General features: G+C 55.3%; 27 protein-coding genes. 7 read left to right on the top strand and 20 right to left on the bottom strand.

The genetic code is table 11. The features are described 5' to 3' along the window. Positions 1–3: 3 nt before the first annotated feature. Positions 4–1,248: a sarcosine oxidase subunit beta family protein gene (locus HKX44_RS02500; protein WP_276149728.1), complete on the bottom strand. Its 1,245-nt coding sequence runs from the start codon at positions 1,246–1,248 to the stop codon at positions 4–6. Between the two features lie 259 nt (positions 1,249–1,507). Here HKX44_RS02500 and ccmI point away from each other — a divergent pair, with 259 nt between their 5' ends. From ccmI to HKX44_RS02485, 3 genes are read left to right on the top strand one after another with little or no spacing between them, the layout of a single operon-like run. Further along, positions 1,508–2,734: a c-type cytochrome biogenesis protein CcmI gene (ccmI, locus tag HKX44_RS02495; protein ID WP_276149727.1), complete on the top strand. Its 1,227-nt coding sequence runs from the start codon at positions 1,508–1,510 to the stop codon at positions 2,732–2,734. Continuing rightward, positions 2,731–3,231 (top strand): Holliday junction resolvase RuvX, encoded by a 501-nt coding sequence (gene ruvX / locus HKX44_RS02490; protein WP_276149726.1) that lies wholly within the window; start codon positions 2,731–2,733, stop codon positions 3,229–3,231. Before ccmI ends, ruvX begins: the two co-directional genes overlap by 4 nt. Continuing rightward, complete coding sequence (locus HKX44_RS02485; RefSeq protein WP_276149725.1) at positions 3,228–3,461, top strand: DUF1289 domain-containing protein; 234 nt, start codon at positions 3,228–3,230, stop codon at positions 3,459–3,461. The genes ruvX and HKX44_RS02485 overlap by 4 nt, the downstream gene beginning before the upstream one ends. Positions 3,462–3,464: 3 nt before the next feature. Here HKX44_RS02485 and HKX44_RS02480 read toward each other — a convergent pair whose 3' ends face one another. The 4 genes from HKX44_RS02480 to dusA all read right to left on the bottom strand — a co-directional run bounded on the left by HKX44_RS02480 (position 3,465) and on the right by dusA (position 6,407). Then, entirely contained in the window at positions 3,465–3,701 is a 237-nt protein-coding gene (locus HKX44_RS02480; RefSeq protein WP_276149724.1) for a hypothetical protein, read from the bottom strand. 102 nt (positions 3,702–3,803) lie between these two features. Further along, positions 3,804–4,544: a hypothetical protein gene (locus tag HKX44_RS02475; RefSeq protein ID WP_276149723.1), complete on the bottom strand. Its 741-nt coding sequence runs from the start codon at positions 4,542–4,544 to the stop codon at positions 3,804–3,806. Next, positions 4,544–5,362: a sulfite exporter TauE/SafE family protein gene (locus HKX44_RS02470; RefSeq protein ID WP_276149722.1), complete on the bottom strand. Its 819-nt coding sequence runs from the start codon at positions 5,360–5,362 to the stop codon at positions 4,544–4,546. The genes HKX44_RS02475 and HKX44_RS02470 overlap by 1 nt, the downstream gene beginning before the upstream one ends. 28 nt (positions 5,363–5,390) lie before the next feature. Then, entirely contained in the window at positions 5,391–6,407 is a 1,017-nt protein-coding gene (gene dusA, locus HKX44_RS02465; protein ID WP_346348172.1) for a tRNA dihydrouridine(20/20a) synthase DusA, read from the bottom strand. A gap of 119 nt (positions 6,408–6,526) precedes the next feature. Here dusA and HKX44_RS02460 point away from each other — a divergent pair, with 119 nt between their 5' ends. Next, the gene (locus tag HKX44_RS02460) at positions 6,527–7,606 is read left to right on the top strand and encodes a tyrosine-type recombinase/integrase (protein ID WP_276149720.1); all 1,080 of its coding nucleotides are present in this window, start codon (positions 6,527–6,529) and stop codon (positions 7,604–7,606) included. 133 nt (positions 7,607–7,739) lie between these two features. Here HKX44_RS02460 and HKX44_RS02455 read toward each other — a convergent pair whose 3' ends face one another. Then, complete coding sequence (locus tag HKX44_RS02455) at positions 7,740–8,240, bottom strand: hypothetical protein (protein WP_276149719.1); 501 nt, start codon at positions 8,238–8,240, stop codon at positions 7,740–7,742. A gap of 111 nt (positions 8,241–8,351) precedes the next feature. Then, positions 8,352–8,561: a hypothetical protein gene (locus tag HKX44_RS02450; protein ID WP_276149718.1), complete on the bottom strand. Its 210-nt coding sequence runs from the start codon at positions 8,559–8,561 to the stop codon at positions 8,352–8,354. Positions 8,562–8,775: 214 nt separating this feature from the next. On the opposite strand from HKX44_RS02450, the gene HKX44_RS02445 reads away from it, so the two are divergent. From HKX44_RS02445 to HKX44_RS02435, 3 genes are read left to right on the top strand one after another with little or no spacing between them, the layout of a single operon-like run. After that, the gene (locus tag HKX44_RS02445; RefSeq protein ID WP_276150782.1) at positions 8,776–9,696 is read left to right on the top strand and encodes an IS1595 family transposase; all 921 of its coding nucleotides are present in this window, start codon (positions 8,776–8,778) and stop codon (positions 9,694–9,696) included. Further along, positions 9,689–10,684 carry a P63C domain-containing protein gene (locus HKX44_RS02440; protein ID WP_276149717.1) on the top strand — a complete coding sequence of 332 codons (996 nt, stop codon included), beginning with the start codon at positions 9,689–9,691 and terminating at the stop codon, positions 10,682–10,684. Before HKX44_RS02445 ends, HKX44_RS02440 begins: the two co-directional genes overlap by 8 nt. Positions 10,685–10,702: 18 nt before the next feature. Next, positions 10,703–11,119 carry a type II toxin-antitoxin system PemK/MazF family toxin gene (locus tag HKX44_RS02435; protein ID WP_276149716.1) on the top strand — a complete coding sequence of 139 codons (417 nt, stop codon included), beginning with the start codon at positions 10,703–10,705 and terminating at the stop codon, positions 11,117–11,119. Between the two features lie 363 nt (positions 11,120–11,482). On the opposite strand, the gene HKX44_RS02430 is transcribed toward HKX44_RS02435, so the two are convergent. The 13 genes from HKX44_RS02430 to HKX44_RS02370 all read right to left on the bottom strand — a co-directional run bounded on the left by HKX44_RS02430 (position 11,483) and on the right by HKX44_RS02370 (position 21,876). After that, the gene (locus HKX44_RS02430) at positions 11,483–11,674 is read right to left on the bottom strand and encodes a hypothetical protein (protein ID WP_276149715.1); all 192 of its coding nucleotides are present in this window, start codon (positions 11,672–11,674) and stop codon (positions 11,483–11,485) included. 49 nt (positions 11,675–11,723) lie between these two features. Beyond that, positions 11,724–12,086, bottom strand: coding sequence for a hypothetical protein (locus HKX44_RS02425; protein ID WP_276149714.1), 363 nt, complete (start codon positions 12,084–12,086; stop codon positions 11,724–11,726). Continuing rightward, entirely contained in the window at positions 12,083–12,346 is a 264-nt protein-coding gene (locus tag HKX44_RS02420; RefSeq protein ID WP_276149713.1) for a hypothetical protein, read from the bottom strand. Before HKX44_RS02420 ends, HKX44_RS02425 begins: the two co-directional genes overlap by 4 nt. Before the next feature lie 3 nt (positions 12,347–12,349). Then, on the bottom strand, positions 12,350–13,045 hold the full coding sequence (locus HKX44_RS02415; protein WP_276149712.1) for a peptidoglycan-binding protein: 696 nt from the start codon (positions 13,043–13,045) through the stop codon (positions 12,350–12,352). 61 nt (positions 13,046–13,106) lie between these two features. After that, positions 13,107–13,556 (bottom strand): hypothetical protein, encoded by a 450-nt coding sequence (locus HKX44_RS02410; protein WP_276149711.1) that lies wholly within the window; start codon positions 13,554–13,556, stop codon positions 13,107–13,109. Next, positions 13,553–13,777 carry a hypothetical protein gene (locus tag HKX44_RS02405; protein ID WP_276149710.1) on the bottom strand — a complete coding sequence of 75 codons (225 nt, stop codon included), beginning with the start codon at positions 13,775–13,777 and terminating at the stop codon, positions 13,553–13,555. Before HKX44_RS02405 ends, HKX44_RS02410 begins: the two co-directional genes overlap by 4 nt. After that, positions 13,774–14,193 carry a DUF1353 domain-containing protein gene (locus tag HKX44_RS02400; RefSeq protein ID WP_276149709.1) on the bottom strand — a complete coding sequence of 140 codons (420 nt, stop codon included), beginning with the start codon at positions 14,191–14,193 and terminating at the stop codon, positions 13,774–13,776. The genes HKX44_RS02405 and HKX44_RS02400 overlap by 4 nt, the downstream gene beginning before the upstream one ends. Continuing rightward, the gene (locus HKX44_RS02395; protein WP_276149708.1) at positions 14,190–14,714 is read right to left on the bottom strand and encodes a hypothetical protein; all 525 of its coding nucleotides are present in this window, start codon (positions 14,712–14,714) and stop codon (positions 14,190–14,192) included. Before HKX44_RS02395 ends, HKX44_RS02400 begins: the two co-directional genes overlap by 4 nt. 1 nt (position 14,715) lies before the next feature. After that, entirely contained in the window at positions 14,716–15,261 is a 546-nt protein-coding gene (locus HKX44_RS02390; protein ID WP_276149707.1) for a hypothetical protein, read from the bottom strand. Beyond that, a complete protein-coding gene (locus HKX44_RS02385; RefSeq protein ID WP_276149706.1) occupies positions 15,258–16,724 on the bottom strand; it encodes a hypothetical protein in 1,467 nt (488 codons plus the stop codon). Before HKX44_RS02385 ends, HKX44_RS02390 begins: the two co-directional genes overlap by 4 nt. After that, positions 16,721–17,650, bottom strand: coding sequence for a hypothetical protein (locus tag HKX44_RS02380; RefSeq protein WP_276153181.1), 930 nt, complete (start codon positions 17,648–17,650; stop codon positions 16,721–16,723). Before HKX44_RS02380 ends, HKX44_RS02385 begins: the two co-directional genes overlap by 4 nt. A 1-nt stretch (position 17,651) precedes the next feature. Further along, a complete protein-coding gene (locus HKX44_RS02375) occupies positions 17,652–21,638 on the bottom strand; it encodes a hypothetical protein (RefSeq protein WP_276149704.1) in 3,987 nt (1,328 codons plus the stop codon). Then, complete coding sequence (locus HKX44_RS02370; RefSeq protein ID WP_276149703.1) at positions 21,628–21,876, bottom strand: hypothetical protein; 249 nt, start codon at positions 21,874–21,876, stop codon at positions 21,628–21,630. The genes HKX44_RS02375 and HKX44_RS02370 overlap by 11 nt, the downstream gene beginning before the upstream one ends. Positions 21,877–21,928 lie beyond the last annotated feature (52 nt).

Below are 21,928 nucleotides of genomic sequence, written 5' to 3'. Positions count from 1 at the left end.
CCATCAATGCGCCACCCCTGCCGCAACGCTTTCGTCGATAAAGCGCCCTTCCTGAAAACGGTTCAGACCAAAGGCATCGGTCAGCGGCGACTGTCCCTTGGCCATCAGCTCGGCCATGGCCCAACCGGACCCGGGAATGGCCTTAAAACCGCCGGTGCCCCAGCCACAGTTGATAAAGATGCCATCAACCGGCGCTTTGGACAGGATCGGCGAGCGGTCGCCGGTGACATCCACAATTCCGCCCCACTGGCGCAGCATTTTCAAACGCGACAGCATCGGGAAGGTTTCGATCAGCGCGCGCACGGTTTCCTCGATGTGATGGAAAGAGCCGCGCTGGGTGTAGTTGTTATAGCCGTCGGTGCCGCCGCCAATGACCATCTCGCCTTTGTCTGATTGCGACAGATAGCCATGCACGGTGTTGGCCATCACGACAATGTCCATCGCAGGTTTGATCGGCTCGGAGACCAGCGCCTGTAGCGCAACGGATTCGATAGGCAGACGGAAACCCGCCATATCCGCAAGGTGACCGGAATGGCCGGCCACGACCATGCCCAGTTTGTCACAGGCGATATCACCCTTGTTGGTGGAAACCCCGGTGACCTTGCCACCTTCGGATTTGACACCGGTGACTTCGCATTGCTGGATTACATCCATGCCCATGTCGGAACAGGCCCGTGCGTAGCCCCATGCCACCGCGTCGTGACGTGCGGTGCCGCCGCGCGCTTGCCAGAGCCCGCCCAGAACCGGATAACGCGGCCCGTCGATGTTCATGATCGGGCAAAGCTCTTTCACCCGCTGCGGTGTGATCCATTCGGTTGGCACCCCCTGCAAGGCGTTGGCATGGGCGGTACGTTTATACCCGCGCACCTCATGTTCTGTTTGTGCCAGCATGATCACACCACGGGGGCTGAACATAACATTATAGTTCAGATCCTGCGACATGGTCTCGTAGAGCGATCGGGATTTCTCATAAATCGCCGCTGACGGATCCTGAAGATAATTCGAGCGGATGATGGTGGTGTTACGGCCTGTATTGCCGCCGCCGAGCCAACCCTTTTCAAGAATCGCAACATTTGTGATGCCGAAATTCTTGCCGAGGTAATAGGCGGTTGCCAAACCGTGCCCCCCTGCCCCGATGATGATGACATCATATTTCGCCTTGGGCTGGGCATCACGCCACGCGCGGTCCCATCCTGTGTGATGACGCATGGCCTCGCGTGCGACGGCAAAAACGGAGTATTTTTTCATAGCGAACAAATCCTTGAAAGCAGCGCAAAGGCCCGACGGGGTGCGCCAACACCCCCTTGCCTCTCTTCTGGCCGGATCAGCGAAAAAAAGGATACTGGCCACGGCATTTACTATCAATTTTACGACATACCCTGCAATAGCTGTGGCAGGGCGGTGCCTTTGTCGCAGGGGGCGGCGCATTTGCCCCCTTTTGTCGCGGGGGATCAGGGCATAGACACAAGACAACAAGGGAAAGGGCCCGCAAAATGATGGACGTGACATGATTTTCTGGATGATCTGCGCAACCATGTCGGTGCTTGTCGTGGCTTTGATCGGACGCGCGCTTTTGCGCCAGCAGAGCCTGCCCGATCGCGATACGGCAGATTTTGATCTGAGTGTTTATCGGGACCAATTGGCCGATGTTGAGCGAGACGTGGCACGTGGCGTTTTGGGGATGGATGATGCCGAACGCACCCGCGTCGAGATTTCGCGCCGCATTCTGGCCGCCGATGCAGGCCCGCGTGGCACGGTTTCAACTGGCAATGCACCGTCCCGGGCCCTTATTGTCCTGATCGCCCTATGCATGGTTGGCGGGTCACTGGCGCTTTACAAAACGCTGGGTCAGCCAGGGTATGGCGATTTGGCACTGGCGGACCGGATCGCCTTTGCCGACCGTATGCGCGAAAGCCGCCCCAATCAACAGGCCGCAGTGGACAGCCTGCCCGCATTCACACCGCCCGCAGATGTAAGCGACCAATACCGCCAGCTGATGGAACAGCTGCGTGCAACGGTTGCAGAGCGTCCGACGGACATCCAAGGCAACACGCTTTTGGCGGAAAACGAAGCACGGATTGGCAATTTTACGGCTGCGGCATCAGCGCAGCAGCAGGTTCTGCGCATCAAAAGGGATGCCGCATCGGCCCAGGACATTACCGATTATGGCGAACTGCTGGTACTGGCGGCGGGGGGCTATGTTTCGCCCGAGGCTGAAACCGCCTTTCGCGCCGCACTGGCCCGTGACGACACCGAAGAGCGTGCCCGCTACTATCTGGGGTTGATGATGGTCCAGTCAGGGCGGCCCGATATCGGGTTCCGCCTGTGGGATGCCCTGTTGCGGCGTGGCCCGGAAGATGCGCCATGGATTGCACCCATCCTGTCGCAAATCGAAGAGGTCGCTTATCTGGCCGGGGTAAAATACACCGTGCCGACCATTGGCGGCGGCACGGCGCGGGGTCCCTCCGTGGACGACATCGAGGCGGCATCAGAAATGACCACCGAAGAACGCATGGAGATGATTGGCGGCATGGTCGAGGGCCTGTCGAACCGTCTGGCCACCGAAGGCGGGCCACCGCAGGATTGGGCACGGCTGATCACATCGCTTGGCGTGATGGGCAACCCCAATCAAGCTCTTGCGGTATTCAACAACGCAATCGAGGTGTTCGAGGGCGATGCAACCGCACTTGATATCATCCGCGCTGCCGGATCACAGGCAGGAGTCGCAGAATGATCTTTGAAGAGATGAACGATTTCGCCGCCGCCCTGCCGCCGATGCGGGCACTTATCGGGTTGGACCTTGGCGAAAAAACCATCGGCGTGGCGGTAAGCGATAACTTTCTAAGCGTGGCAACCCCGTTGGAAACGGTCCGGCGCAAGAAATTCGGCGTCGATGCGGCCCGACTGATCGAGATCATCACGGCGCGTCAAATCGGTGGGCTCGTGCTTGGCTTGCCGCGCAATATGGACGGGTCCGAAGGGCCACGGTGTCAGTCCACCCGCGCTTTTGCCCGTAATTTCGAAAAGCTGTGCGCTGACCAGAAACTGTCCCTGCCCATTAGCTTTTGGGATGAGCGCCTATCGACCGTTGCGGCAGAACGTGCCCTGCTGGAGGCGGATACATCACGCAAACGTCGCGCCGAGGTGATTGATCACGTGGCCGCAGGGTATATCTTGCAAGGGGTATTGGACCGGTTGGCGGTGCTGCGCAGAGAGGATACCGCAGAATGAGCGATGACGTCTGGAAACGCGACGAGATCGAAAGCCCCTGCATCAAAATCTGTGTGATACATCCCGAGGCCCGGATTTGCACCGGTTGCTTGCGTTCAATTGATGAGATCGGAGGTTGGTCACGGATGACATCCGAAGAACGCCGCGCCATCATGGCGGAGCTGCCAACGCGAACTGGTCAGATTACCAAGCGTCGCGGCGGACGTGCGGCGCGGATGTCACGAAAATAACGCTTAACGCGCGCCCGCGATCCTAAAAAGGAAATCAACACCCGCATCCCAGGAATCGGCCCAATCAAAATTTGATGGCGCGTGGTTGCTATTCGCACCAAAGGCACTGAGGCTTGCAAAGCGTGTCAGATCAGTACGTTGAAAGATGCCGTTAAAGTCGAATGCGCGTTTCACCATAGGGCGGGATACCCCATCAAAATAGGCGATATTGCCTGCTGCGCCTGTCATAATTGCTGCCATTGTCTTCGGTCCTGTTTTGCCGCTTTTGTTGCGTTCACTATCGTTGCGCAGATGGCAACAATGGGGCAGCATAGAGGTCTTTGTGGGGAAAGCGGCTTTTTGTCAGTCGGCCAACAGCCAGCTTTTGGCGCTGAACTGCGGACGGAAATACGCGATCATCCGGCCTTCAGCAGGTGCGGTGGCTTCCGCACTCCAAGGGGCGACACCGTGCAACAAATGCCGATGCATCAGAATGGCGGCCCCCGGTTTGGCGATGACAGGCTGGGGTGTGATGCTGTCAAACACCTGCCGGCGCGCCGCCTGATACCCTTCAGTAAGGTCGACCGTCGCCGGATCCTGCGTGCCGATCATCGTGCGAAACGCCTCGCCCATGATATGATGACTATCCGGCCAAACCATCAGCGGTGCAGCATCGGAATGGTTCAACGGCAAGCCCAAAATGAACGCATGGGGCTCCAGCAAAAACCGCCGTCGCGCCGCGCCAATCGGCAGCAACCCATCCACATGTGCAGCGTGACGCGCAATCCGGTAGCGGTGGTTGGCGTCACTTTCACCGCTATCCTGCTTGGGGTAGCCGGGGTAAACGATTGAAAGTTGCGCCGGATGCCAGCTGGTCGGGGCTGTGATATGGTCCTGCCACGGACCGGCAAGCGGAACGCCCGCGATGCTGCCATCCGATGTATTGGGCAAGGCATCGACCCCGACAAACCACGTATTGCCATGGCGCATGTTTGTCGCCCTAACAACCGGATCAGCAGAGATTTTGCACGCAAGCTTATGCGCCGCTTTGGCCCAGTCTGCCACCCGCGGGTCGGCGTCAAAGACACCGAAACCACCCTGCATCACATCAGCGCCTTGCGCAGCATGTTCAACGCAACCAAGATCAGGAACACCGCAAACACCCGCTTGAGCGGCTTGGGGTCCATCATATGGGCGACTTTCACCCCAATGGGAGCGGTGATCAGGGTCATTGCGATGATGATACCAAACGCCGGCAGGTTCACCAGCCCAAGGGTATAAGGCGGCACGCTGCCCTGCATCGGTACGAACAGAAACCCGATTACGGCAGGCACTGCAATCAACATGCCGAACCCGGCGGCGGTCGCCACGGCACGGTGCATTGGCGTGTTATAAAGGGTCATCACCGGCACCCCGAAACTGCCACCGCCAATGCCCAGCAACACCGATAGAAACCCCAGCACCGGCGACATGACCGCCCGCGCCGCGCCCGTCGGCATCACCTGCCCCAGCCGCCATTCAGAACGTCCAAATCCAAGGTACAGCCCGATTGTAAGCCCCAGCACACCAAACACCATTTGCAGGGTGTCCGAACGCAGCTGCGCCACCATCAGCACGCCCAAGGCGGCCCCGACCACGATCCCCGGGGCCCAGCCGCGCAGGATGTCCCAATCGACGGCCCCTTTCTTGTTGTGGCTCAGAACCGAACGCAGAGAGGTCACAACAATCGTGGCCAGTGACGTGGCCAAACACATCTGCATCAACTGTGGCCCTTCAAATCCAAGCCCATGGAAAGAATAGAAAAAAGCGGGCACCAGCACGATACCACCACCAACCCCGAGCAGCCCTGCCAATACCCCTGCAAAAGCCCCGATGACCAGCAGGAACAGCGTCATCTGGATCAACAACATGGTTTCCGGCATGAAAGACTCCGTAAATGTTTCCCGACAGCTACAGGGCTTCTTGCGCCTCTGCCAGTGTTTCAATACTTGCCAGCGCTTCCAGCACCAGCTCCGGCCCCGCGCCGGGTTTTGACGCGTTTTCCGACAGCATACGTCGCCAGATCCGCGCGCCCGGACGGCCCGTGAACAGGCCCATCATATGGCGGGTGATCTGGTTCAACCTGCCGCCCGCGCTCAAATGCGCCTCGATATAGGGCAGCATGGCACGCACCGCGTCCTCGGCGGTGGTATCTTCGCCCTGCCCGTAAATGCGCCGGTCTGCTGTACTCAGGATGTCGCCCGCTTGATGATAGGCCGCACGCCCGATCATCACCCCGTCCAACCCACTGTCCAACAGCGCAACCGCCTGATCCAATGAGGTGATACCACCGTTGATCGAAATATGCAGGTTTGGAAAATACTGTTTCATCCGCTGCACCAGCGGGTAATCCAATGGCGGGATGTCGCGGTTTTCCTTGGGCGACAGCCCTTTGAGCCAAGCCTTTCGGGCATGGATTTGAACACGAGTACAGCCGGTTGCGATGACCTGTGCCAGAAACTCGGGCAGCACCTCTTCAGGGTCTTGTTCGTCCACGCCAATGCGGCATTTCACCGTCACCTCAACATCGACTGCCGCGCGCATCTCTGCCACGCATTCCGCCACCAGCGCCGGGCGTTCCATCAGCACCGCGCCGAAACAACCCGATTGCACTCGATCCGAAGGGCAGCCAACATTCAGGTTGATTTCGTCATAGCCCGCATCCGCACCCAGCTTGGCCGCCTTGGCCAATTCAACCGGATCAGAACCACCCAATTGCAGGGCAACAGGATGTTCAGAAACGTCGTGATCCAGCAAATGCAGCGCCCCGCCCCGCACAAGAGCCGGTGACGTGACCATTTCGGTATACAGCAGCGTGTTGCGGCTCAGCAGCCGGTGCAGATAGCGACAATGACGGTCAGTCCAGTCCATCATAGGTGCAATTGACAGGCGCGAATGCCAGCAAGTATTTGATTTTGTTAAGTTAATATCCACAACCTCACCCGACACATAGCGCTTATTATATGCTCATTTAACCTTATTTTTGCCTATTCTTTACTATCTGAACAATGCATGTTGTTCAAAATGACCTAAAATGTTGTTCAGGTATGACCCAGATAGTAGAACGCAAACGAAAAGATGGCTCGACGGCCTATGTCGCACAAATCAATGTCAGACGAAATGGCAAATGGGCACACCGCGAATCCAGAACCTTCGACAAACGTGCATCCGCCGCCGCTTGGTACAAGAAACGGATGAAGGAAATCGGCGATGCCGGTGATGACCTGTCAAACATCAAAAGCAAAGGCCGCACGCTCAGCACAGCGATAGATCGGTATATCACCGAAAGTGTCAAAGACATAGGCCGGACCAAAGCCCAGGTTCTACGATCAATCCGAGAATATGACATTGCCGAAATGGCCTGCAATGACATCAAGAGTCACGACATCGTCCAGTTTGCCAAAGACCTTGGCACGACACGAACGCCCGCGACGGTCGGGAACTATTTGTCACACCTTAGCGCAATATTTGCCATCGCCCGACCAGCTTGGGGTATTCCGCTGGACCAACAAGCAATGAAGGACGCATTCGTTGTCTGTAACCGGCTTGGCATCACAGGCAAAGGAGTAAAACGCGGTCGACGACCTACCCTAGACGAGCTAGACGCACTCCTTACCATATTCGAGGACAAGCACCACCGCCGCCCAAATTCAGCACCCTTGCACCGAATTGTCGGCTTCGCCCTCTTTTCCACCCGGCGACAAGAGGAGATCACCAGGGTGTCATGGGAAGGTCTAGACCAAAAGCACAGCAGAGTATTCATCAAGGACATGAAACATCCGGGCGACAAGGTTGGAAATGACGTTTGGTGCGATCTACCAAGTCCCGCCTTGAAAATCGCACTCTCGATGCCAAAACAAGGGGAGTTGGTTTTCCCATACAACAGCAGCTCGATCAGCGCTGCATTTACCCGCACCTGCAAGGTGCTGGGGATTGAGGATCTACGTTTTCACGACCTCAGGCACGAAGGTGTGACGCGCCTATTCGAGATTGGCGAAACGATTCCGCAAGTTGCCGCCGTTTCTGGGCACCGATCCTGGTCTTCTTTGCAGAGATATACCCACATCAAGCAAACCGGCGATAAGTATGAGGGCTGGGAGTGGCTTGAACGCCTTTCGCGGAACTGACGCGAAATCACTCGCTCGCCTCTATTGTCAGCCAGAGAAATAGCCATTGGCGACAAGTACAGCGACAATGATCCCTACCGCTACCGCCGTCCATGTTCCTGCGTTCATTTCATTGCCTCCTTTTTGTCGCACCTCATTGGTGCGGAATTCCGCTGCACAAGTTCTGCTCAATAGGCCCACCGAACAAGATATGGACATCAGAGTGAAAGCCCAACAGAGCGAAAACCCCGATTCCGAAAGGAAGGCCAAAGTTCAAGCTAAACGCTAACCATGAATTCAGCTCTCGGTACTTGGAAAACCTTCTTTCGATATATTCATCAAGACTGGATCGGACATGTTGTTCGAATTCACCCAGTTTGACGAATTCATCTTCTGGGTCGATCTTAGAAAGTTCGTCCCATAAACCAGAGATTCGAAAGCGTACCGCTTGTAAGAAGAACACAACAATCAAATAGAAAAGCGTAACGCGTCCAGCCAATTCGAGTGCAAGCTTTGATACCGCAATCTTCAAAGAGAACACATCGATATGATCAGAGCATAATTCAACAAAATGAAGAGCCATGACAACAGTTGCAGTGATTATCACAGCCCTCCGAGTCTTATCAAAAGTTTCATGATCAAATAAAACTGACACCGGTCACTCCCTTTTGTAGCACCCTACCCGTCCAACTACTTGACGGAAAGAGTCGGATGACGGCTTTGAGCCCTGAGCGGCCGCCATCGAGCTGCGAACAGACTAAGGTTTTTAGAAATTCATACCTGTGAAGTTAGCCCCGCGACCTTCCATTACGCTACGGGCGATAGCAGCGGAGTCATTTCCAGAGTTTGGACTGTGTGGCTGATGTGTTTGTACAGGCTTTTTCTTCTTTGCTCGCAACAACTTGATGATCACAATCACAAAAGCGGCGAATATTAGCATCGGCACCAAGAACGAAGTGATTTGGTTAATTGTCATTGTTTACTCCATTGCCGGATAACTTAGCACACAGACCGTGAGTACTTGCAGAGGATGTCATAATTTTGACGGGTAACAAAGTCCGCACAGCCGACCTTCACGCCTCCTTTTTGTCGTGTCTTAGCTTTGGCACCCATATATCTAACTAGCCAAAAATCACTTGACATCACGAGCCACCTTGGCTAGCTTAATATCAACAAGAGAGATTAGGACCATGTCAGATACACTTAGCACATTCGAATTCTTCCAAAAATTCCCAAACGAAGAAGCGGCCCGCCTCTTTTTCGAAAAGCGCCGCTGGAATGGCGAGCCTGTTTGCGGTCACTGTGGTTGCGTCGATGTATCCGAGTGCAAAGACCACAAGCCAATGGCCTATCGCTGCAAGGGTTGCCGCAAGCATTTCAGCGTTCGCACAGGCACAGTGTTGGCCGAGAGCCGCTTGCCCCTACAAAAGTGGCTTTTGGCTATCTTTATGCTCACAAGCGCTCGCAAGGGCATCCCAAGCACTCAGATGGCACGCGAGTTGGGCGTCACTCAGAAAACCGCATGGTTTCTTGCGCAGCGCATCCGTGAAACTTGGATGGGTGGCGGTTCCGACAAGATGGACGGCCAAGTTCAGGTGGACGAAACTTACGTGGGCGGCAAGGAAAAGAACAAACACGCTGACAAGAAGCTGAAAGCGGGCCGTGGCGCAGTTGGCAAGTTCGCAGTTGTTGGTATGCGTGATGAAAGCGGTCAGGTTCGCGCCATGCCCGCCAAACGCAACGATGCGGCAACGCTTGTTGATTTTGTAGAGGATAACGCCCCAGAGGGTGGCGAGGTCATGACAGACGAATTCCGCGCCTACAACGGTCTTGAGGCCAAAGGCTTCACACACAAAACAGTTCGTCACTCAGCAGGCGAGTATGTTCGTGACATGGCCCATACCAACGGCATCGAAAGCTTTTGGTCACTGCTTAAGCGTGGCTATATCGACGTCTATCACTACATGAGCGAAAAGCATCTGCACCGCCACATCACCGAATACTCATACCACCACAACACGTCCAAGGCTGGCACGATGGACTTCATTCAAATGACAATCGCCCGCATGGACAACAAGCGTCTGACATACAAGGAACTGATCAATGGCTAAGAAGCCAGAAACCACTATACAGCCGATCACAGATGGCACATTTGACGAGGTGGCAGATTCCTTCTTTGATATTCCGGCACCGAAACCCGCTGTTGCGAATATCCTTGCGGGGTCGCCAGAAACGCCACTTGAAATAGGCGGAGTACGAATCGACTGCTACGTTCTGGATGATGAAACGCGAGTTCTTAGCCAGCGTGGAATGTTTAAAGGCTTGGGCATCAAACGTGGTGGTCCACGTAGTGATAAAGAGCCTTCTAACACTGGCGCCGAAATACCCCGTTTTGCGTCCCAAAAGTGGCTTAAACCGTTTATTGACAGCGACTTAGAGTCGGCGCTGAAATCGCCCATTTTGTTCCAGCCCCCAAGCGGCCATCAAGGATATGGATACCCCGCCGAAGTGCTAGTTGATGTTTGTGACGCGATTATTGAGGCACAAAAACAAGGCGCAACTGGCTTACCGCAAGCTAACATGGTTGAGCATGCATGGGCGTTAATCAGGGGTTTTGCCAAAGTCGGTATTATCGCCCTTGTAGACGAAGCGACCGGTTATCAGGAATTGCGCGCAAAGACCGCTCTTGCTGACATACTTGAGGGGTTTCTATCCGATTACCGTCAGCAGTGGACAAAGACGTTCCCAGACGAATTTTACAAACAGATCTATCGTCTAAGGGGCTGGGATTGGGATGGTTCAGCGAAAAGGCCGGGTGCCATCGGCGGCTGGACCAACAACTTTGTGTATGACCGATTGGCCCCAGAACTGACAAAAGAACTACAAGAGCGCAACCCAACTAACAGCAATGGTGAACGCCTTTCCAAACATCATCAATGGTTCAATCCTGAATACGGTCATCCACAGCTAAAAGAGCACATATCAGGCGTGATCGCTCTTATGAGGGCATCGTCTTCATGGGAGGGCTTCATGCGGGCGCTGGATCGCGCATACCCTCGCTATGGGGATACGATTGAAATGCAATTGGACGACATGTAAAAAGAAACGAGCAGCAATTTGGCTATTTCCTACCACCCTCCTCGGGGGGCTATCGTATGCGCTAACTTTGACCAAGGCTTCAAGGTGCCGGAAATGGTTAAGCGCAGGCTATGTGTTGTCATGTCCCCGCCGATTGAAGCTAGGTCAGGCCTTTGCACAGTAGTCCCATTGAGCACAACGGAACCTGAGGCGGTTCAGGCATACCACTACAGGTTCGAAATACCTTTCCAGATGCCTAGAAACTGGGGCAATCAACCGCGTTGGGCGAAATGCGACATGATATGTGCAGTCGGCTTTCATCGGCTTGACCTTTTGCGTCTGGGAAAGAATGCGCAGGGGGTGCGACAATATCAACTTAACCCTTTATCCAGCATACATTTACGTCAAATTAGCAACTGTGTTCTAGCTGGTTTGGGGCTTCCCCCTTTGACATAATCGCAGTCCGCGACTATCTTACCAGTGTGGCGGCGCTGCTTCGGCATCCGCGTTAAGACCCTACCAAGGGCCACTGGCCGATGAAGCGAAAGCAAGTTTCAGGTCAGTGCTGTGAGGCCCCATTGGCGCAAGCCCTTGGGGCTTTTGCTTTTTATGGCTAGTTAGGTATATAGGCCCCAATGCTAGAATACGTAGATGGTCCTCATCGATGTCCGCTATCATTTCAGCCAATCTACTCAGGCCCCTTAGTAATTATCCGAGCGGCATCAACATAAAGGACCGCAGCCTGTGTGAAAACGTAGCTGCGTGGTGTCGGTGTTAGTAGCACCGTCACCCCCGCCAAACGGGGGGGGCGTCGTATGGTTATTGTGCGCCAACCGCCAAGCCGGCTTTCAGATCGTCATACCACCCCGCGCAACTGTCTGTTTGCGCGTGATGCCAAGAAAGCGCCGCGTCTGTGCGCAACAGGGCTGTATCCGCCCTGTCCCCCAAGGCGACGCCACTACGGCGCTTCTCGCGGCAGGTTGGCGGCAAATCCGGCAACTTCACACCCACCGCCACACGCCCCTTGCGCTCAGACGCCTGCTTGAGGCTGGCAAGCGGGCTAGTTTCCCCGCAGCCGACCAAAGATATTGCGACCAACAACGCCGCCCCGGTTGGGATTTTGTGTTTCATAATCCACGATCTCCTGTTCTCGCGCTGCCATATCGGCCTCAACCTCGACGATCCGCCGCGCAAATTGTTTCGCAGCTGCGTCAGCCGCCGCCTGTTGCCGCTTGATTTCCTGAAGTTCTGCCTGTGCGGCGCTCAGTTCGGCCTTGGCGACGTATCCGACAACGGCACTTCGCACGGCGCTGGTCTTATCCAGCGTGTGCCAACCGAACAAAAGGACACCCAGAATCGCGACGGCAGAAAGGCCAGAAGTGAACCGGTTTTTGAACATCGTTCCGACGATGAAAGCTATCATTCGACATCACCATAGTTATCTGGCGGTGCCCACTTACTCTGCGTGCTGGTCCATTCCATGCCGTGTGCAATGGCAAGATTGGCGACGACCAGCGGCAGAGCCAGAGATAGAACCGACGTCGTATTGGGTAGGTCGACCCCCTGCACTTCCCGATGCATCATCCAGCCGAAAGCAACGGCCCAGAGAACAAACAACGCCCACGCCTGTTCTCGTTTACCGGATCTACCGCCGATCACGTAGCGGCCAAATAGTTTCAACATGGTTCAGGCCTCGTTTGTTGTGACTGGCACACCATTGGCATTGAGCAGCACTCGGCGTTTGGTTTGCTTGATGGCCGGATGCCAGCGCGCGCCCAAGAAACGCTTCTTAGAAATCCGCGCAACGTTGACCGTATTTGACTGGTTGCCGCCCAGAATATGGTAGTGGGTCCGATCTTCGCCCCAGTAGAATCCAACGTGGCCCTTCCAGCCTCTTGGACTGCCCCGCCAGAACACCATGACGGCCCCGTACTGAGGCCCGCACTCCGCACCGAATTTCAGCCAATTGCGCGCGCCCAATGGATTGCCAGGCAAATCAATGGATTCATCCCATTGCAGGAAACTGTTACCTACGAATGCACCGCACCACGCAATCGAACGCCAATCATGACGACCAAACGATGCATCAATCCATCGCGCAAGGCGGGGAAGGTCGCGAACCTCATGAATGCCTTTCACCGCGATTGCCTCAGCCATCCACGGCACCAGTGCTTTCTGCTGACCGATCTTGTCACCAAACAGGGCGCGGCGGGTAAGTGGCCCAAGATATGGCCTTGGGCGAAGTCCGATGCTCCGCTTAAATGCGACAATTGCGGCTTCGGTACGGGGGCCTTTCAACCCATCAATCGGACCGGGATCAAAACCAAGTTGAGCAAGGCGTTTCTGAACATTGGTCCAGTCGACGGTGATGTCCATTTTCATAGCGGTATCCAATGCAAAAAAACCGCCCAAAGGCGGCAAGTGTTTCAAAAAGTGGTGTGGGTTAGTGGGTGACGGTGAAATGCACCGGCGGGTACGGAATGCGGGGCGGGCTTATCCGCTGCATCCAATTGCAACGTGGTCGCTCCGTCGCTTGGTAGATTGCTGGACCCTCAGGCATCCCCGCCGGAGTCTCGACAGTCAACGGAAACTCCCTGTGCCCAAGTTGCTTGGGGGAAAGCGCTGGCAACGGCGGTGACGATTGCAGCGTGACAACCACGCCTTCGCTCGTGATGATCTGTCGATCAATAACGATGGGGCATGATTTGAGAATGTCACCAGACCAGATGTATTTCAGGTCAGGACTGTCGATGTACGGCTCGGAGACAAGCCGCACATGGGCATTTTCGAATGTGCCAGACTGATACCACCCCCAGAGAAGGTAGGCGGCGATAGGTAACCAACCCAGCGGAAGGATGACCCAGTTCAGTGCTTTGGAAAGCAAGCGTTTCACTTTTTCGCCCCCAGTATCCAGTCAGCCATGCCGGATCGAAAAGCCGCGATAGCCGTAATGATGATCAAGAGCGCCTGCGCCAATTTACTGAACCGGCCCAGTCTGGAAAAGGCGTTCTTCCAGAACAGCCGGTCTTTGGCTTGGTCAATCATTGCGCTACGAACGTCCGAAGGTAAATCGGCCCAATGCTCAGGCGGTTCAATCGCTTCATTCTTAGTCATTTCTGGCTACTTCCTTCACCCGTTTCATGCGCGATTGCGCTTCTAAATTTCGCCTGCTGAATCGGGTACTTGAACACCGACACGGCCAGCCACATGCAGATTGCAGCGAAAGGCCCAGCCCCCCCTGCCCGCAACGCGTCGTGGAACTCGCCCCCTGCCCGCATCCGCGTCCAGTGGTGGACGTGCAGCAGCTCGTCGTGGATCAGGCCAGCTATTCGGTATTTGGGATTATGAGGGTCAATCAGCCAACGCAGGCCACGTGGGACAGACACGTCAAACGTCTGCCCCGGTTCGATCTTGATGCGAAGCCCCGACAGAGGCGTTCCTACGCCCCAATCTATAGGCTGTGTCAGCCGGTATTTGATCCCGCCCGCAGGCGCGGACCAATCAGCCGGCGTCTTGTAGTCGAGGGTCATTTCGCCGGGCCCTGTTCTCGCAACGCCACGGCCTCAGGTGACAGGTAAATATCGCGCACAAGATCAAGCGTGCTGTTGCCTTCGCCACCCGCGTCCAGACGTTCCTGATAGTGCTGGAACCCGCCAACGTCAGAATCCCGCTGCAAGATGTCCTCGTAGCACATTTCCACCAGACCCTTCTGAGGAGCCGGATCGGGCGCGGTGTCCAGCGCCTCGGCCATGCGGCGCATGATGTATCTGGTTGGGGCCTCTGTCTCCCATTCGGCAGATCGGCCCCTGAAGTTCTCAGGCGTCAATGGGATCGACATTGCGGCGATTTGCGCCTCTGTGGTGCTTGACCGATGCCATTGAAACTTCGCCCGGCAACCGTCCAGTGACGCCCCTGTTGCCGCGCTGACGTGAATGTACAGGATGCCCCGTTCGCCTGCCCATTTGGTCAATTCCTTTGGCGCTGTGAGTTGTTTGGCCGCCGCGATGATCTCTTGGCGGATAGTTTCGATAAGGTTGGCTGATTTGGTCATGTTACACCTCCAATCCGTAGGCCGCTGCCAAAGGTGCCGCCTGCGCCTGCGCCGTCGCGAAAATCGCCGGGTATTCCCTCGGGCTTGACGCATCCGAAAGCGCCTTGTCGGTTGCCAAGAACAGCTTGTTCACCTGATCGGCAATGCCGTGGAAGCGATCCGCGTTAACGATAATGGCGTCAGCGTGTTCAATTGCTGTCCTACCCTTGGCCGCACCCTCTTCAGTCACAATCTGAGTTTGGTAGGCGTCAGCGGTTCCCGCCTTTACCGCCCGCGCCGCCTCCTCTTCAATCGCCCAACGTTTTTGCACCGCGTCAGGGTAGAGGCTAATAGTTTGCGACGTTAGCCCGTTGATCCACTGGACCACAGCCAGCCGCGCTTCGGTGTAACTACTCCAAGGCAGAGGATCAGGAACACGAACAACGGAATATCCAAAATGCTCAGCGAGTTTTTGACTAGGGGCTGCCCCTGAAAATACCACCTCGGGGTGCCGTGCCTTGAATTGTCCAACGGTAACTTGGACGCCGTCCTTTTCGTATTTGATCATAGCACCGCTCCTTCGTAGGTCACACCCTCGTCAACAGTGATCACATCCAGCATCACTGTTGCCCCCATACTTGGGGGCACAAAATTGGGTACGTTGAGATTTACAGGCAAAGCAATTGAGACAACGGCGGTAGAGTAACGGTAAACCTCATCGGATTGTTGATCGACAAGGAACATGTCCCCGCCCCCCGGTGAGAAATCAATCCCATTAGGCTGCCCGATGCCATCGACAGACACGTCGTAAAACACCCCGTTGTATTCCAAGGTCAAAATGTCCTCTGGGGTGGTGAGGTCCAATTCGATCACGCGGTTTAACGTGTCTGAAATTATAAACAGCTTTGAATAGTCCTCATTGAAACAATGGTCATGCACGTACCCGCTCGCAACAATGGCCGACAAATCAAATGTCTTGGTTTTTGACGAGGTGGACGTGTCACCAGCAACCGCCATGGTGAACTCATGAATTTCAGAACCGTCATAGCGGATTAGCCAGTATTTCGTCTCATCGTCGTTGACCCGAATACCGTGACAATTGTTGTTGTGGGAATTCACCGAAAATGATGACGCGTGACTTGGGTTTGCCGTTTCGCTGTCAAAAGGGGCCGAAACAGCATGGCGTCGTACATACCGTTGCCCCGACTGATACCGAACTGTATAGATCGACGTTCCTGCCCGGTTGTAATCAAAACCAATAAGCTGTCCAAGTGCGCCATAGCCCGTATATTCTTTGGTTGTGACATCGTGAGGTGTTGAAAGGGCGTACTGTCGAAGCCTTTGCCCGCTATATTCATTGATGGTCATCATCGTGCCATCGGGGGACAGCCGAATACCATAAGGGACCGGTGCCTGCGCAGATATGTCGCTTTGCGAAAGCAACGCTGCCCCCGCCACGTCATAGCCTGCCACGCTGTTTTTAATAATCACCCGCATTTTATCGACGGGGTTCGGATCAGAAAAAGAGACCGTGACGATAGGCACATCCGCATCAATCGTATGGATGTCCGCCGCGCCAAAATCCACCACCTGAACGGCCCCCGACGTTGACGCCGCGCTTAACGTTGCATCCGCAAAATCGAACCCGTCCTCCGCACTGTTCACGCGCAGCCCCCTACCGGCCATGCCGGAAAGGTCTAGGCCCGCCGCTGCGCCTGCAAGAGCTGCAAAAACCTGCGCCGCGTCCCTTGCGCCGCCTGCCAGCACGGCCTTTTCACCGGCGGTCACCGCCGCCGCCGCCGCCTCCCCCGCCTTCAGGACCGCCTGCGCACGCCCCGCCTCTGTCGCCATGGCGTCAGCGTCGACCGCAGCAGCAACCAGATCAACATAGTCGTTTGAGTCCGCCATGAACTGGACCGCCAATGGTGTGAATTCCACCCAAGCGAATGTCTTAGAGCTGAACAGCTGAGCATCCGCTGCATCGTCAAGCGTCGGGCCATCAACCGCCGCCGGTTTTGTCGGTTTTGTCATTTTACACCTCTGGTCTGAAGATCAAGAATTGCCCCGCCCAAACGACGGCCTGTTGCCTCATCCCACATCACCGTTTCTCGAAAACGCCAGTCGGAGACGTATCCAAAGGTCACTAGATCAAGGACAAATTCATTGGGAATAAACGCACACCGCGCACCTGTATTTTCAGCCAAGACGCGTTCGGCGGCTGGCACGTCTGTTGAATCCATGTTGATCAGGAAACGCCGTTCAGGCACACCAGCTCTCTGGGTAATGTCGACCTCGCCAAAAGCATTTGCCTCATAGGTGCTATTGTCGATGTAACGGCGGTCGACTTCGGGGGATGTCTCGCCAATCACCCGATTGCGACCAATAATAATTTCAGCAACGCGAGCAACACCACCTGTAGGTGTGATTGTGACTTCGACATCACCGATCAGAGGGATCAAAGGCCCGAACCCAAACGACGCGCGAACCTCCCATGGCGCGAACAGCACGTTCCAAGGTGTATTGTGCCCAGCAAAATCCATCACAACCGGGCTAGACGTCCGCTTCACATTGTCAGCCGCATCCAAGTGCCTGAATGTTACCGACGCACCAACCACTCCAGTGATGTAAGCAGACGTGAAAAACGGCCCAGGTGTCACCCGAAACACAAGATCACCGCCATCCGTCCGCTCAGCATAGGTTCCTGCACGACCATCAAACGGAGCCATCTTGTTGGATGGTCCAATCAGAACCCACTGAATAGGTGCAAGCCCGACGCCTATGAGCGGATCACTGGTAACGCCGTCCGCCTGACACTCATAAACCTTTTGCTGCCGGACAACCCTATCCTCGAAATTATAAGCTCCCGCCACCCAGTCAGGATGTAATTCGGGCGGAGCCGTGGTGACCTGAGCCGCACTGATAGGCATGGCCGGCAGAATTTGGAAACCCAGTGTCATATCAAGCCAATCCCTGCTTATTCACCGAAAGCAATCTGGTCAGCACGTCCTCAATATCAGCGTATTTTCTAACAGCCTCATTGTGATATTCGCGCATTTCCCGTGCCGTCATCGGGTCATCTTCGACCCGACGAATACTTGCATGCGCACGAGCTAGGAGATGTCCGGTTTGCGCCCGCGCACGATCAAACTCCAAGCGCGACTGAAACCTTGAAGCGTCAATGTCTTTCAGCGAATCTAATGCCGGCATGAACGTCGCCTCCCACGCCTTGCCCGTCGTGATCGCGAGGGCAACGATGCGCGCCGATGCTTGCCGCGAAACGTCATTCACCTTGGTTGCAGTCTTGCTGATATCTGCGATGGTCGAGGTCAGCTTGTCGCGCAGCGTATCCAATGCGCTAACTGTACTACCAACCGATTTGGTTACCCGAACCGATGCTGACTGACGCTTGCGATCAAGGGCTGCCGCTCGTTCCGCCGCAGCCTTGGCTGCGCGTTCCGCCGCCGCAAGACGCTCCTGATTGGCCTTGTCTTGAAGATCGTAGACCCTTTTTGCCTCATCAGCCAACTCGATGATTGCCAACTGCTGCGCCTTGGCACGCTCCAGTTCGGCCAAGGAGGCCTTGCCCTGCGCCACCATGTCGAGGATGCGCTGCACATCCGCCGCCGCCTTTTGAGCCGCTGATTGAAATGCCGCCGCAGTCTGCGGCATTTCAATTCCAGCCGCCAAAAACGCCAACTTAGCCCGCTCTGAATAATGCTCCAGCTGTTGCGAAGTGCTGTAGAAATTCTGAACGATGAAATCCATACCCGCCGCAAACCGGGTGCTGATCTCAGCAGTAACTTCGGAAAGCCGCGCCGCCATCTCAGCTGCCGCAATCGCCGCTTGACTAGTGACCTGAGCCTGCTCTTTTAAATAGTCGATGTATTCAGCCAGTGCTGGCGTGATTTGAATGATCCGTGCGGCAACATCTGTGGTACCAACCTCCATCAAACCATCAACAATCTCCCTAATCTGTTCTCGCGTCTGAGGCAGGTCCGCATACCCCATCTCCCCAAACATTCGCGAAAGCTCACGACCAACATTACCCATCCGCTCAGCTTCAGAATAAACAGCTTGGTAGTAGGCATCCGCAGATTTGGCGAACCCCTCGACCCCCCCAAACAAATCAGTGAATCGGCGCGCTGCATCGGCACCCATCACCGATACATCTTTCAGCCGGAAACCAAGGTTTTTGAATGTGCCGTTCACCACCTCGATTGCGACAGCAAGTGCGTTCAATGTGGCCTGAGCGGTCTCGCCCTCGCGGATCACTTCAAAGGCCCCCAGACCAGCAAGGCTCAAGTCCTCTGCAATCGTCTGAAACATTTCCTGAATTTTCGCACTGGCCGCCGCTTCATCCAGTCCCTTTAGGGACACCTTGATGTCAGATGCCCAACTCGAGAATTTCTCAGCCGTCAGACCAATGCGCGCACCAGCAGCCAATACAGATTCCCTGATTTCGGCAATCGCCTTGGAGATCGGGCCAGCTACCTCATCGTCAGCTTCGGATTCTTCCTCGCGGGTCTTTTTGCTCAGCCCCCAGAACCTCTTGATCTGGATTTTCTCGAACTCTTTCACGAGGGTATTTGTGCTGTTTGCGGCAACCCGCAAGCCGGTATCCAAAACCTTGATCTTCTTTTTGAAAAACGAAAATGCCGCTGTAACGATCAATACAGGAACGGCCAGCGCACCGACGGCACCGGAAATCGCAGTCAAAGACCCCGTTGTAGCAGCAGCAGCCTGCGCCCCGATACTACCAAACATCGCACCAAGACCACCCCCAGCGCCAAAAAGCGAGCCAAGCGCATTGACAAATCCGCCATATGCAGCTGAACCAAGGGCCGCCAGCCCCCCCATGCCTCCAGACAGCACCCCGCCGCCGCCCGGCACGGCACCACCCCCACCTGCAGCGCCTAGTGCTGTGTTGCCTGACAACCCCATGCTGAACATGATTTTGTTCTTCGCCGCTGTGGCAATCATCTGAGACAGCGCTTGCTTGAAGGTGTCCTTGATACCATCAATAAAGCCGCTGAAATCCTTGAACCCGCGCGCAACGAAGTCACCAAAATGCTGCGATGCGCCGCTGATTAATGGGGCCAAGGTATCATTTACACCCTGACCAACATCGCTGGCCAGCTGGCCAGCCCGATCAATCGCCTCGCGTGACCGCTCATCAAAACCAACAATCAGGCCGTCGATGGCAAATTGACCGATTTCTGCGAAGACACGAGAAGGTGAATGAATCTCCCATTTCTTGCGAATCCATTCAGGAAGCAAATCCGTCAGACTGCTCAGGTAGGCAGTCAATTCATTCCACTTGTTTTTGATCCCTTGTTTTATCCCAGCGACAATTTGTGCCCCAATGTCCAGCGCCGCTTCAAACAGGTTGGCAGCCATTTGCACCAGTTCGGCGGCAATATCTTTGGCGAGATCAGAGATTTCCCTGATCACTACAGGGAACCCTTTGGCAAAATTTACCACAAACTCCTCCGCCGCCCTTGTTGCTGCCGGGAATTTCTTGGACAATTTGGAAGCCATATCGGAGATTGCGCCTCCGATTTTCTCCCCAATAGCTGACGCCATTTTTCCTGCCTTGGTCGTGGCGAACCAATCTCCAAATTCTTCCAATTGATCCAAGACACCAGACCAATTTCCTTCAAACGCCGCGGCAATCACGCCGGTGACCGTTTCGAGGCCGCGAGCAAACAACTCCAGACCGGCGGCAATGCTCTGAAAAGCGATCCCAGCCAAATTCCCCAGCGCTGTATTTAGGTCCAAAAGGCCCGATTTCGAGCTTGTGAATTCAGTACCGCCAAACATGGCGAAGAGTGAGCCGAACGCTTCCACGAGATTACCAAACGCGCCTTTGATGTTGTCCCATGCGGCACCAAGGCCATCCAATGCTGGCGCGATGTATCCCTGAATGCCCTCTGAAAACTGCACCCATGCCAACTTTACGGCCTCGACGATGGCGGTAATTGCCCCCCACCTTTGTTCAAGGTATGCGCCAGCAGCGGCAACAGCGGCTAGGCCTCCGACGACAAGAACAACAGGGGCAGAAACCGCAGCCAGTCCGGTCGCAAGAAACCCTATCGCAATCAATGCAGGGCCAAGTGCAGCTGCAACAGCCGTCGCAATCCCGGCAAACCGCTTCACCTCGGGAGACAGCTTTGAAAACCACTCCCCTACATCTGCGATGCGTTCAGCAATGGCTTGCAATGTTGGCGCAAGCGCGACGGTGATCTGATTGGCCAACCCCTTTGTGACCAAACCCAAGCCCGAAATTGCATCATTTGCAGATTCAATCTTGTCTGCGTCCACATCAGAAACGCCGACACCAAATCGCTTAATTTGATCTGTCGCAGCTTTAATTGTCTCAGGGTCGAGACGCGATGCCACCAACCCTGCTCGATCACCGAACAGCTTGGCCGCCGTAGCAGCCCTCTGGGCCGCTGGTACTGTATCTTCGATGGCTTGATTAATTACAGCAATGCGCTGATCAAGCGGCATCTGAGATAAGTTTTCAGCAGACAGACCCAAGCTGTCCAGCGCCGCTGCAGCTGGGCCACCACCAGCTGCAGCCTGACTGAGACGCTTGGTCAGCTGCAAGGACACCTGCTCAAGTTCACCAGTAGACACACCTGCAAGATCGGCGGCTCTGCCCAGAACCTGCATGGATTCGACCGTCGTACCCAATGACTGAGCCATTTTGGCCTGACTGTCGATCATGCTCAGAGATGATTTTACCGCCAACCCAGCAGCAGCAACAATTGGCAGGCTGACCCGTTTGGTAAGGCTCTTACCAAACTTGTCAAAACGCTTGCCAACCTTCTGCAACCGCGCCTGTATTTTACCCATGTGCGCGGTCGCGCGCTTTGCGCCCCGCTCAAATGCCGCCGTGTCCAAAGACAACAGCGCGCGCAGGGCACCAACTTCAACGGCCATGTTTCATCGCTTTCCGTGTGTCATTTTCAAGTTTTACCCGCCGTCGAATTGCCTGAACCTCTGCGCCCACAATCGGATTTTCCGACTGCGACACGTTGAGTTCAGGGTATTTCGGGTAATCTTTCGGGGCGTGATGCGCAGCCATGACATATTGCCCAATCATCCAGGCGTTGACTTGGCTGCTATGCGCTGCACCTCGCATGATATGGGCGATCTCGCGAAAACAGAGATCGCCCATATCCATTGCATTCAGGCCATGAGAGACCCATTCTTCCAGAAGACTTCCAAAA

The organism is Sulfitobacter sp. M05 (assembly GCF_029285175.1).
Classification (GTDB): domain Bacteria; phylum Pseudomonadota; class Alphaproteobacteria; order Rhodobacterales; family Rhodobacteraceae; genus Sulfitobacter.
The sequence above is the reverse complement of the archived record's forward strand: the minus strand, read 5'-3'. Positions and strand labels throughout refer to the sequence as shown.

Coding starts and splice junctions, on each gene's coding strand:
- HKX44_RS02500 (WP_276149728.1), bottom strand. CDS start 1,248: ATGAAAAAATACTCCGTTTTTGCCGTCGCACGCGAGGCCATGCGTCAT.
- ccmI (WP_276149727.1), top strand. CDS start 1,508: ATGATTTTCTGGATGATCTGCGCAACCATGTCGGTGCTTGTCGTGGCT.
- ruvX (WP_276149726.1), top strand. CDS start 2,731: ATGATCTTTGAAGAGATGAACGATTTCGCCGCCGCCCTGCCGCCGATG.
- HKX44_RS02485 (WP_276149725.1), top strand. CDS start 3,228: ATGAGCGATGACGTCTGGAAACGCGACGAGATCGAAAGCCCCTGCATC.
- HKX44_RS02480 (WP_276149724.1), bottom strand. CDS start 3,701: ATGGCAGCAATTATGACAGGCGCAGCAGGCAATATCGCCTATTTTGAT.
- HKX44_RS02475 (WP_276149723.1), bottom strand. CDS start 4,544: ATGCAGGGTGGTTTCGGTGTCTTTGACGCCGACCCGCGGGTGGCAGAC.
- HKX44_RS02470 (WP_276149722.1), bottom strand. CDS start 5,362: ATGCCGGAAACCATGTTGTTGATCCAGATGACGCTGTTCCTGCTGGTC.
- HKX44_RS02460 (WP_276149720.1), top strand. CDS start 6,527: ATGACCCAGATAGTAGAACGCAAACGAAAAGATGGCTCGACGGCCTAT.
- HKX44_RS02450 (WP_276149718.1), bottom strand. CDS start 8,561: ATGACAATTAACCAAATCACTTCGTTCTTGGTGCCGATGCTAATATTC.
- HKX44_RS02445 (WP_276150782.1), top strand. CDS start 8,776: ATGTCAGATACACTTAGCACATTCGAATTCTTCCAAAAATTCCCAAAC.
- HKX44_RS02440 (WP_276149717.1), top strand. CDS start 9,689: ATGGCTAAGAAGCCAGAAACCACTATACAGCCGATCACAGATGGCACA.
- HKX44_RS02425 (WP_276149714.1), bottom strand. CDS start 12,086: ATGATAGCTTTCATCGTCGGAACGATGTTCAAAAACCGGTTCACTTCT.
- HKX44_RS02420 (WP_276149713.1), bottom strand. CDS start 12,346: ATGTTGAAACTATTTGGCCGCTACGTGATCGGCGGTAGATCCGGTAAA.
- HKX44_RS02415 (WP_276149712.1), bottom strand. CDS start 13,045: ATGAAAATGGACATCACCGTCGACTGGACCAATGTTCAGAAACGCCTT.
- HKX44_RS02405 (WP_276149710.1), bottom strand. CDS start 13,777: ATGACTAAGAATGAAGCGATTGAACCGCCTGAGCATTGGGCCGATTTA.
- HKX44_RS02400 (WP_276149709.1), bottom strand. CDS start 14,193: ATGACCCTCGACTACAAGACGCCGGCTGATTGGTCCGCGCCTGCGGGC.
- HKX44_RS02395 (WP_276149708.1), bottom strand. CDS start 14,714: ATGACCAAATCAGCCAACCTTATCGAAACTATCCGCCAAGAGATCATC.
- HKX44_RS02390 (WP_276149707.1), bottom strand. CDS start 15,261: ATGATCAAATACGAAAAGGACGGCGTCCAAGTTACCGTTGGACAATTC.
- HKX44_RS02385 (WP_276149706.1), bottom strand. CDS start 16,724: ATGACAAAACCGACAAAACCGGCGGCGGTTGATGGCCCGACGCTTGAC.
- HKX44_RS02380 (WP_276153181.1), bottom strand. CDS start 17,650: ATGACACTGGGTTTCCAAATTCTGCCGGCCATGCCTATCAGTGCGGCT.
- HKX44_RS02375 (WP_276149704.1), bottom strand. CDS start 21,638: ATGGCCGTTGAAGTTGGTGCCCTGCGCGCGCTGTTGTCTTTGGACACG.
- HKX44_RS02370 (WP_276149703.1), bottom strand. CDS start 21,876: ATGGGCGATCTCTGTTTTCGCGAGATCGCCCATATCATGCGAGGTGCA.